Here is a 10,875-nt window from a genome sequence, read left to right on the forward strand (position 1 = left end):
GATACGTCTCGTTATAGCCAATGCAACTGATTCCTATTTGATTCAGTGCGCAACTATAAGATTCGTACCTTCCGGAGCGCTCTCGATGTCGTCTCGTTTCAACCGCCGGTCCTCTTCGCCCGTTCGCCGCCAGGGCTTGTCGCTACTGACGGCCGCAATCCTGTTGGCCGGTGCGCCCGTCATGGCCGCCACCGCCGCCGAGCCTGCCAGCCGCAGCCAGGGCAACTACAGCTTCAGCATCGAGCAGCAATCTCTGGTCTCGGCGCTGAACGCCTTCACCGCGGTGACCGGCTGGCAAGTCGGCCTGCCCGCCGAGCTGGGCCAGGGTGTGTCGTCCCCTGGCGTGCGCGGCTCATTGCCGGCGGATAAAGCCCTGGACCGGCTGTTGGTGGGGACCAACCTGGGCTATCGCAAACTGGGCAACAACAACATCGTGCTGGAAAAACGCGTCGCCGTCGGTGCCATCACCCTGCAACAGATGACCATCAGTGCCACCCGCCAGGAACAGGCCGTGGACAGCGTGCCCAGCACCGTGACCGTGCACGACCGCGAAGAACTGGACCGCCAGAACGTCAACACCATCCGCGAACTGGTGCGTTATGAGCCAGGTGTTTCGGTGGGCGGTGCCGGCACCCGCTCCGGCAATGCCGGCTACAACATTCGCGGGATCGACGGCGACCGCATCCTGACCCAGGTGGACGGCGTCGAGGTGCCGGACAACTTCTTCAACGGCCCCTACGCCAAGACCCGCCGCAACTACGTCGACCCGGAAATCGTCAAGCGCGTGGAAATCCTGCGCGGCCCGGCCTCGGCCTTGTACGGCAGCAGCGCCATCGGCGGCGCGGTGAGCTATTTCACCCTCGACCCCAACGACATCATCAAGCCCGGCCAGGACTACGGCGCACGCCTGAAGACCGGCTACAGCTCCGCCGACGAGAGCTGGCTGACCTCCGGCACCGTCGCCGGTCGCGTGCAGGACTTCGACGGCTTGCTGCACCTGAGCCAGCGCAACGGTCACGAGATGGAATCCTACGACGGCAATAACGCCACCGGCCTGGCGCGCACCGGCGCCAACCCGGAAGATGCGCGCACCACCAACGTGCTGGCCAAACTGGGCTGGAACTACGGCGAAGAGAACCGCCTGGGCCTGACCTACGAGAAGTTCAAGGACGATCGCGACACCAACCTGAAAAACGCAGTGGGTGGCCCGTTTGTCGGTGGCCAGGGCTTCAACTTCTACCGCGGCCGCACGGGCAACGACACCATCACCCGAGAACGCTTCGGCATCGAAAACAAGTTCGCCCTCGACTCGCCGATTGCCGATCACATCAAGACCAGCCTCAACTACCAGATCGCCAAGACCGACCAGACCACCGCAGAAATCTACCAGCCATCGCGCAAGGTATTGCGCACCCGCGAGACCCTGTACGAAGAGAAGCAGTGGGTATTCGACGCGCAATTGGACAAGGCTTTCAGCATCGGCGAAACCGACCATGTCGTGACCTACGGCACCACCCTCAAGCAGCAGAAAGTCACCGGTTCCCGTGAGGGCGCCGCGACCTGCCTGGCGGTCGGCGCAGGCTGCACCGCCATCGGTGCACCAAGCCCGTCGGCCGCCGACAGCGTGAAAAAAGCCAGCGACTTCCCCGACCCGACCATCAACTCCTACGCGCTGTTTGCCCAGGACCAGATTGCCTGGGACAAGTGGACCTTCCTGCCCAGCGTACGGTACGACTACATCCAGCTCAAACCCAAGCTGACCCAGGAATTCCTCAATACCGTTGACCCGACACGCATCTACGACCACAGCGATTCGGAAAAGAACTGGCACCGTGTAACGCCAAAATTCGGCATCACTTATGCCCTGACCGAGCAATACACCTGGTTCGGCCAATACGCCGAAGGCTATCGCACCCCGTCGGCCAAGGCCTTGTATGGCCGCTTTGAAAACCTGCAGCAGGGCTACACCGTCGAACCCAACCCGGACCTCAAGCCGGAAAGCAGCCGGGGCGTCGAAACCGGGATTCGCGGCAACTTCGACTCGGGCTCGTTTGATGTGGCGGTGTACTACAACAAGTACCGTGATTTCATCGACGAAGATGCCTCGGTTGCCGGTGGCACCGTCCAGCAGTTCGAAGCCAACAACATCAAGCACGCCACCATCAAGGGCGTGGAGGCCAAGGGCCGCTTGAGCCTCGACGCATTCGGCGCACCGCAGGGCCTGTATACCCAAGGCTCGATTGCCTACACCTACGGGCGCAATGACGACAACGGCGAACCGTTGAACAGCGTCAACCCGCTCAAGGGCGTGTTCGGCCTGGGCTATGACCAGCAGAACTACGGTGCTCTGGTCAGCTGGACCCTGGTCAAGAAACAGGACCGCGTCGACAGCACCACCTTCTTCGCCCCTGACGGCAACAGCGCCAACGGCCCGTTCAAGACCCCGGGTTTTGGCATCGTCGACCTGACCGGCTTCTACAAGGTCACCAACGACGTGACCATCAACGGCGGCCTGTACAACCTGACGGACAAGAAATACTGGAACTGGGATGACGTGCGCAGCTACGACAGCGTCGGCGAAGCCGGTGTGACCGGCCCGGCCAACCTCGACCGCCTGACCCAGCCGGGCCGCAACTTTGCGATCAACCTGATCTGGGACATCTGATCCATGGAGCCTCATCCCGACGCAATTTAATCCGCGCCGGGGTGAGGATTTTTTACTGTGACGCGTCTTCTGGTTCGTCTAGTTCATAACAGCCTGGCAACCAGACGCTTTCTCTTCTCAAGGACTCCCCGATGACCGCCTCCCCTACCGCAGAACGTGCAGCCCTGCGCTCCCAGCGCCTGAACCAGATCACCAACGAACCGCACACCAAGCTCGATGCGTTGGTGAAGGCCCATGCACCGTTTGAAACCCAGGCCAACTTCGCCCGCTTCGTGGTCGCGCAATACCTGTTCCAGTCGGAGCTGGTGGCGCTGTACAACGATGCCGAGTTGATCAAGATCGTCCCTGACCTCGCCGAACGCTGCCGTGCCGAAGCGGCCAAGCTGGACCTGGGCGACCTGGACACCGAAGTACCGGCACCGGTGGCCGGCGCGGTGAAAAACCCGAGCAAGGCCGAAGCCCTGGGGTGGCTGTTCGTGTCCGAAGGTTCCAAGCTGGGCGCCGCGTTCCTGATCAAGCGCGCCGTGGGCCTGGGCCTGAGCGAAACCTTCGGTGCCCGTCACCTGGGCGAGCCGGCAGGTGGTCGCGCTGAAGGCTGGAAGCGCTTCACCCGCACCCTCGACGCACTGGAATTCACCGCTGAAGAAGAAGCCGAAGTGGAGAAAGGCGCGATTGATGCGTTCGTGCGCTTCACCGTGTTGCTGGAACAGGCGTACGCTAGCGCCCCTGAACTGGCCTGATTCCCTGATTGGAATGCAATCAAATGTGGGAGCGGGCTTGCTCGCGAATGCCGTGGTTCAGTCACCAGATATATTGACTGAACCACCGCATTCGCGAGCAAGCCCGCTCCCACATTTTGATCCGGTTTCACTTTGAATCCTTCGTAAATCCATCCATGCAAACCGCACCCATGACCGGCAAAACCCAATCCTCATCCAAAATCGCCCGCGTCCTGTTCGGCCTGCTGGCCTACGTCAGCCTGGGCATCGGCTTGATTGCGATTGTGGTACCGGGCTTGCCCACCACCGAATTCATCCTGCTGGCCGCCTGGGCCGCCACCAAAAGCTCGCCGCGCCTGAGTGCCTGGCTGGAAAACCACCGGCTGTTCGGGCCGATCCTGTTCAATTGGCGCAATGGCAGGATCATCGCCCGCCGGGCCAAAGTCAGCGCCACCGTGAGCATGCTGCTGTGCGCCGGCCTGATGCTGGTGATGCTCGACCACGGCTGGCCGATTTACCTGGCCATCGCCGGAATGAGCATGGGCAACCTGTGGATCTGGTCGCGACCGGAACGTCTCCCGCAACCCACCTGACACCCTGACTACCGCTCATCGGCTCCCGCTCATGAACTGCCGGCCCAAGCCGATGTTCCGGGCATAGCGCCGAATGGACTCGCGTGAGCTTGCATACTAATAAGTCCATTCGCGGGTACTTCTATGTTCGACACCCTCTCCATTCGCTTGAAAATCGTGCTGTTGTCCGGTCTGTGCCTGCTGGGGGTGATCGCCCTGGTGGTCGGCATGAACCTGTACCAGACCAACCAGAACGACGAACTCATCAGCGATTCAAGCTCGCGAATGCTCACCGACAGTGTGCAGAACCTGCTGCAGGCCAAGGCCGCCGAGCAAGCGGTGCAACTGCAAAAAACCTTCGGTGAAAGCCTGTTGGTGGTGACGGCCCTCGCCGACCAGATCAAGGACCTGCGCACTCTGGCCGGCAAGCGCTCGTTGGATGCCGGGGCCCTGCGTGAAGAACTCAACCACAGCCTGAAAACCGCCTTCGACCGCAACACCAAGGTGCTCGGCATCTGGCTGTCGTTCGAGCCCAACGCCCTCGATGGCAAAGACAGTGAATTCGTCAATGATGCCGCCCGTGTGTCCAACGAAAAAGGCCGCTTTTCCAGCTACTGGAGCCGCGCCGGCGGTGAAGGCCTGAACACCGTGATGGTCGAGGATGACCTGACCAAGACCACCCTCAACCTCAGCGGCACGCCCTACAACATCTGGTACACCTGCCCGCGGGACACAAAAAACACCTGCCTGCTGGACCCGTATGAAGACACCGTAGCCGGCAAGCCGGTGTTGATGACCACCATTTCCCTGCCCCTGCTGGTCGACGGCAAAGTGATCGGCGTGGTCGGTGTGGACCTCGCCCTCAACGCCCTGCAAGCGGCGACAGATGCGGCGCAAAAAGAACTGTTCAACGGCGCCGGAATTCTCGAAATACTGTCCGGTAACGGCTTGATCGCCGGCTACAGCGGCGAGCCGGCCAAAGTCGGCAAAAACCTGGTGGACACCCTCGGTGCCGAAGGCAAAGAGATCGTGCAACTGCTGGCCAGCGATACCCGCAAGATCCGCGAGGAAGACGGCATGATTCGCGCCGTGTACCCGGTCAAACCGATTGCCGACGCCAAATCCTGGGGCGTGGTAATCAAGCTGCCCAAACAAGTGCTGCTGGCAGACTCGCTCAAACTCCAGGCGGTGCTCGACAAGGCCCAGGCCAGTGGCACCGTCAAGGCGTTGCTGGTAGGCGCAGCCGCCGGGCTGCTGGGCCTGTTGCTGATCTGGCTGACCGCCACCGGCGTGACCCGGCCGATCAACAGCGTGGCCGCCATGCTCAAGGAAATCGCCAGCGGCGACGGCGACCTCACCCAGCGCCTGGCCTACGGTAAAAAAGATGAACTGGGGGAACTGGTGAACTGGTTCAACCGCTTCCTCGACAAGCTGCAGCCGACCATCGCGCAGATCAAGCAAAGCATCACCGAAGCCCGTGGCACCGCCGACCAGTCCTCGGCAATCGCGCGCCAGACCAGCGAAGGCATGCAGGTGCAGTTCCGTGAGATCGACCAGGTGGCCACCGCCTCGAATGAAATGAGCGCCACCGCCCACGACGTGGCCAACAGCGCCTCCAACGCCGCCAGCGCGGCCCGCGGCGCCGACCAGTCAGCCCGCGAAGGCATGCAGATCATTGAACGCAGCACCCGCGACATCACCACCCTGGCCGAAGAAGTGAGCAAGGCCGTGACCGAAGTCGAAGCCCTGGCGGTGAACAGCGAGCAGATCGGTTCGGTACTGGAAGTGATCCGCAGCATCGCCGAACAGACCAACCTGCTGGCCCTGAACGCTGCGATTGAAGCGGCGCGAGCCGGGGAAAGCGGGCGCGGTTTTGCGGTGGTGGCCGACGAGGTGCGCAACCTGGCCAAGCGCACCCAGGATTCAGTGGAGGAGATTCGCCTGGTGATCGAACGCATCCAGACTGGCACCCGTGGAGTGGTGGCGACCATGCATTCGAGCCAGAGCCAGGCGCAGAACAACGCCGGGCAGATCCATCAGGCGGTGCAGGCTCTGGGCAAGATCAGCGATGCAGTGACGGTGATCAGCGACATGAACCTGCAAATCGCCAGCGCTGCCGAGCAGCAAAGTGCGGTGGCCGAGGAGGTCAACCGCAACGTCTCGGCAATCCGCACAGTGACAGAAACCCTGACCGGCCAGGCCACCGAATCGGCGGCCATCAGCAGCCAGCTCAACGCCCTGGCCAGCCAGCAGATGAAGCTGATGGATCAGTTTCGGGTTTGACCCGAGCTTGAAACCAGTGAACACCCAATGTGGGAGCGGGCTTGCTCGCGAACGCGGTGGATCAGTCGGTACATGTATTGACTGACACACCGCATTCGCGAGCAAGCCCGCTCCCACACAAGCCCGTCCACATTTAGAGTCGCGGTGCCTTATTGACCCGTCCAGGCCGCCACAAACGGCGCGAGGTCTTCTTTCGGGGCCGTACGCGGCGGGTTTTGTGGGGTGCCCAGGTAGAGGAAGCCAATCACTTCCTCATCCGCCTTCAGCCCGAGGCCTTTGGCGACATGGGCCGAGTACGACAACTCACCGGTGCGCCACACCGCGCCGATCCCCTGGGCGTACGCCGCCAGCAGAATCCCGTGAGCCGCACAGGCCGCCGCCAGCAGCTGCTCGGATTTTGGCACTTTGAAATGTTCTTGCAGGCGGGCAATCACCACCACCACCAACGGCGCCCGCAGCGGGCCGTTCTGCGCCTTGTCGATCGCGGCCTGGGGCGCGTCGGCGTCCTGCAGGCGGGCGGCTTCGGCCAGCAGGGTGCCCATGCGCTCACGTGCCGCACCCTCCACCGTCAGGAAGCGCCAAGGGCGCAGTTGGCCGTGGTCGGGCGCGCGCATGGCAGCGGCGAACAGCAGGTCGCGCTGCTCCTGGGTCGGTGCCGGGTCCAGCAGTCGCGGCACGGAAACACGGTTGAGCAAAGCGTCGAGAGCCTGCATTGGCCACCTCCAGAGAAAAATGTGCGGTCATTCTAGCGGGAATGAATCGGATACCACCAAACGATAATTGCTCTTATTCAATCCGCCCTGCCCTGTTAGACTTTGCGGCCTTATTTTCAGCCTACGTTCAGGAAGACTGATGTCCCGTTCGCCCCTTCGCCTGTCTGCACTGTTGATGGCCTTGAGCCTGAGTGCCTGCGATGACGCCCCGCGATTCACCAAGGCCGAGCCTGGTGAAGCGCGTGCCGGTGGCGCGACCACGGTGAGGAAGACCGACCAGAACGCCTTCTCCCTGCCCTCGGCCAACCTGTCGCCCACCCGGCGCCTGGACTTCAGCGTCGGCAACAGTTTCTTTCGCAGCCCCTGGGTGATTGCCCCGTCCACCACCACTGCCCGCGACGGGCTGGGCCCGCTGTTCAATACCAATGCCTGCCAGAACTGCCATATCAAGGATGGCCGTGGGCATCCGCCATTGCCCGATGCGCCCAACGCGGTGTCGATGCTGGTACGCCTGTCGATTCCCGATGCACCGCCCTATGCGAAGGTCATCGAGCAACTGGGTGTAGTCCCCGAGCCGGTCTACGGTGGGCAATTGCAGGACATGGCCGTGCCCGGCGTCGCCCCGGAGGGCAAGGTGCGGGTCGACTACACGCCGGTCAACGTCCGCTTCAAGGACGGCACCGTGGTCGAATTGCGCAAGCCGGCCCTGCAAATCACCCAGCTCGGTTATGGGCCGATGCACCCCGACACGCGCTTCTCGGCGCGAGTTGCACCGCCGATGATCGGCCTGGGGCTGCTCGAAGCGATCCCCGACGCCGACATCCTGCGCAACACCGACCCGAAAACCGCCGACAAGGAAGCCATTGTCGGGCGGGCGAATTGGGTCTGGGACGACGCGCAACACAAGACCGTACTCGGTCGATTTGGCTGGAAAGCCGGGCAACCGAACCTCAATCAACAAAATGTTCACGCGTTCTCTGGTGATATGGGCCTGACCACCTCCCTGAGACCGTTCGATGACTGCACCGATGCACAAGTGGCCTGCAAACAGGCGCCCAACGGCAATGGCCCGGATGGCGAGCCTGAGGTCAGCGACAACATCCTGCGCCTGGTGCTGTTCTACACCCGCAACCTGGCCGTCCCCGCCCGCCGCGACGTCAACGCACCGCAAGTGCTGGCCGGGAAAAACCTGTTCTACCAGGCCGGTTGCCAGGGCTGCCACACCCCGCAATTCACCACGGCGCCCACCGCCGCCGAACCTGAATTGGCTAACCAGGTGATTCGCCCCTACAGCGACTTGCTGCTGCACGACATGGGCGACGGCCTCGCCGACAACCGCAGCGAATTCAAAGCCAGTGGCCGCGACTGGCGCACGCCGCCGTTGTGGGGCATTGGCCTGACGCAAGCCGTCAGTGGCCACACCCAGTTCTTGCATGACGGCCGCGCCCGCAACCTGATGGAGGCCGTGCTGTGGCACGGCGGTGAAGCCCAGGCGGCGCAGCAGCATGTGTTGTCGTTCAATGCCGAGCAGCGCGCCGCGTTGCTGGCATTTCTGAATTCTTTATAAGCTTTGTCCTAATTACAGAAGGGAGCTCGACATGTTCCGTCCCAAGTTGTTGTTCACCAGCCTGGCCGCCCTCGCCCTCGGTGCGTGCTCGCCCCAGGACCCGCAAGCGGTGACCTCGGCGGCCATCGCCAAGCAAGTGATCCTGCCGACCTACAGCCGCTGGGTTGAAGCCGACCGCCAACTGGCCGTCAGCGCTCTGGCCTACTGCCAGGGCAAGGAAAGCCTGGAGACCGCCCGCGCCGACTTCCTGCACGCGCAAAAGGCCTGGGCCGAGTTGCAACCGCTGCTGATCGGCCCGCTGGCCGAGGGCAACCGCTCGTGGCAGGTGCAGTTCTGGCCGGACAAGAAAAACCTGGTGGGTCGTCAAGTCGAGCAACTGGTGACCGCCCAACCACAGATCGACGCCGCCACCCTGGCCAAATCCAGCGTCGTGGTGCAGGGCCTGTCGGCCTACGAATACATCCTCTACGACGCCAAGACCGATCTGGCGGACGAGACGCAAAAAGCCCGCTACTGCCCGTTGCTGGTAGCCATCGGCGAGCGCCAGAAACTGCTGGCCGAAGAGATCCTGTCGAGCTGGAACAGCACCGACGGCATGCTGGCGCAGATGACCAAGTTTCCTAACCAGCGCTACGCCGATTCCCACGAAGCCATCGCCGACCTGCTGCGGGTTCAAGTGACTGCGCTGGACACCCTGAAGAAAAAACTCGGCACCCCGATGGGCCGCCAGACCAAGGGCATCCCGCAACCGTTCCAGGCCGATGCGTGGCGCAGCCAGTCGTCCCTGCAAAGCCTGGAAGCCAGCCTGGCTGCCGCCCAGACCGTCTGGGTCGGCGTCGACAACAAAGGCCTGCGCGGCCTGTTGCCTGCCGATCAAAAGCCCCTGGCTGACAAGATCGACGCCGCGTATGCCGCCTCCCTGAAACTCTTCGCCAGCAACCAGCGTACGCTGAATGAAATGCTGGCCGACGATGCCGGGCGCCAGCAACTCAACGATATCTACGACAGCCTCAACGTCGTCCACCGCCTGCACGAAGGCGAGCTGGCCAAGGCGCTGGGCATCCAACTGGGCTTTAACGCCAACGACGGTGACTGATGATGCTCAGGCGACAGGCTTTGGCCCTCGGCAGCGTGCTGCTCAGTGCGATCACTTTGGGCGGCTGGACGCTGTTCAAGCAGAAGGGCAAAAGCCCGCTGCTGCTCTCGGCGCGGGATGACAGTGATGGCAGGCACTACGCCGTCGGCTTTCGCCTGGACGGCAAGCAGGTATTTGCCACCGAGGTCGGCCAGCGCTGCCACGACATCATCAACCACCCGACGCTGCCGATTGCGCTGTTTGTCGCCCGCCGGCCGGGCACCGAGAGTTACCTGATCGACTTGCGGGACGGGGCGCTGCTGCAAACCATCACCTCCAAGGCCAATCGCCACTTTTACGGGCATGCGGTGGTGCACAAGGATGGCGAGTGGTTGTATGCCACAGAGAACGACACGTCTGACCCGGGTCGCGGTTTGCTGGGTGTGTACCGGTTCGAGGGTGAGCGGCTGGTGCACACCGGGGAGATTTCCACCCATGGGATCGGGCCGCACCAGGTGTCGTGGATGCCTGATGGCGAGACGCTGGTGGTGGCTAACGGCGGGATTCGCACTGAGGCTGAGAGCCGGGTGGAGATGAACCTGAATGCCATGGAGCCGAGCCTGGTCCTGATGAAGCGCGACGGGACGCTGTTGAGCAAGGAGACCCTGGGCCAGCAGATGAACAGTGTGCGGCATATGGGGATTGCCAGCGACGGGACGATCCTCGCTGGGCAGCAATTCATGGGGCCTTCCCATGAGCGTTCGGAGTTGCTGGCGATCAAGCGGCCGGGGCAGGCGTTTGTGGCGTTTCCGGTGGCGGATGAGCAATTGCAGGCCATGGGGCACTACACGGCCAGTGTGGCGGTGCACAGCGAGTTGCGGCTGGTGGCGTTGACGGCGCCACGGGGGAATCGATTCTTTATCTGGAACATGGACAGCGCGCAGTTGCTGCTGGACGGGCCGTTGCCGGATTGTGCCGGGGTGGGTGCGGTGGCTGATGGGTTTGTGGTGACTTCCGGGCAGGGGCGTTGCCGGTTTTATGATTGTCGGCAGGTGCCGTTGGTGGGCAAGCCGCTGGAGTTGCCGGCGGGGCTTTGGGATAACCATCTGCATCTGGTTTGATTGGGGGGCTGATTGGGGGCATATCCGTTGCTGCGGTAACGGCCACTTATGGTTCCGCTCTTACAGCGGGTCACTTTTCGCAAACGCCCGGAATGCCCGCCCAGCCAAAAGTAACCAAAAGGTCTCTGCCCCACCACTCGGTGCCTCGCTTAGGCTCGGC

8 protein-coding genes and 1 pseudogene are annotated in these 10,875 nt (G+C 62.7%); 8 read left to right on the plus strand and 1 reads right to left on the minus strand.

Features of this window, described 5'->3' with window-relative positions:
• Positions 1 to 85: 85 nt before the first annotated feature.
• The 5 genes and pseudogenes from HX805_RS24185 (at position 86) to HX805_RS32675 (ending at position 6,239) form a co-directional block, all read left to right on the plus strand.
• On the plus strand, positions 86 to 2,665 hold the full coding sequence (locus HX805_RS24185; protein ID WP_177009670.1) for a TonB-dependent receptor: 2,580 nt from the start codon (positions 86 to 88) through the stop codon (positions 2,663 to 2,665).
• A gap of 131 nt (positions 2,666 to 2,796) precedes the next feature.
• A complete protein-coding gene (locus HX805_RS24190) occupies positions 2,797 to 3,405 on the plus strand; it encodes a biliverdin-producing heme oxygenase (RefSeq protein ID WP_003214109.1) in 609 nt (202 codons plus the stop codon).
• A gap of 170 nt (positions 3,406 to 3,575) precedes the next feature.
• Positions 3,576 to 3,977, plus strand: coding sequence for a YbaN family protein (locus HX805_RS24195; protein WP_003214107.1), 402 nt, complete (start codon positions 3,576 to 3,578; stop codon positions 3,975 to 3,977).
• A gap of 264 nt (positions 3,978 to 4,241) precedes the next feature.
• Positions 4,242 to 5,381 (plus strand): annotated as a pseudogene (locus HX805_RS32670) (HAMP domain-containing protein); the annotation flags it as partial.
• Between the two features lie 102 nt (positions 5,382 to 5,483).
• On the plus strand, positions 5,484 to 6,239 hold the full coding sequence (locus tag HX805_RS32675; RefSeq protein ID WP_371132077.1) for a methyl-accepting chemotaxis protein: 756 nt from the start codon (positions 5,484 to 5,486) through the stop codon (positions 6,237 to 6,239).
• 149 nt (positions 6,240 to 6,388) lie between these two features.
• Here HX805_RS32675 and HX805_RS24205 read toward each other — a convergent pair whose 3' ends face one another.
• Positions 6,389 to 6,952, minus strand: coding sequence for an NAD(P)H nitroreductase (locus HX805_RS24205; protein WP_003214103.1), 564 nt, complete (start codon positions 6,950 to 6,952; stop codon positions 6,389 to 6,391).
• A 139-nt stretch (positions 6,953 to 7,091) separates the two neighbouring features.
• Here HX805_RS24205 and HX805_RS24210 point away from each other — a divergent pair, with 139 nt between their 5' ends.
• Genes HX805_RS24210 through HX805_RS24220 form a run of 3 tightly spaced genes read left to right on the plus strand, consistent with a single transcriptional unit; the run spans position 7,092 to position 10,715 of the window.
• A complete protein-coding gene (locus HX805_RS24210) occupies positions 7,092 to 8,519 on the plus strand; it encodes a di-heme oxidoredictase family protein (protein WP_008435515.1) in 1,428 nt (475 codons plus the stop codon).
• Between the two features lie 31 nt (positions 8,520 to 8,550).
• Complete coding sequence (locus tag HX805_RS24215; RefSeq protein WP_102369806.1) at positions 8,551 to 9,615, plus strand: imelysin family protein; 1,065 nt, start codon at positions 8,551 to 8,553, stop codon at positions 9,613 to 9,615.
• Positions 9,616 to 9,617: 2 nt separating this feature from the next.
• Positions 9,618 to 10,715 carry a DUF1513 domain-containing protein gene (locus tag HX805_RS24220; RefSeq protein ID WP_087694475.1) on the plus strand — a complete coding sequence of 366 codons (1,098 nt, stop codon included), beginning with the start codon at positions 9,618 to 9,620 and terminating at the stop codon, positions 10,713 to 10,715.
• The last annotated feature ends 160 nt before the right edge of the window (positions 10,716 to 10,875 follow it).

The sequence above is a fragment of the Pseudomonas sp. G5001 genome (genome assembly GCF_013385475.1).
Lineage (GTDB): Bacteria > Pseudomonadota > Gammaproteobacteria > Pseudomonadales > Pseudomonadaceae > Aquipseudomonas.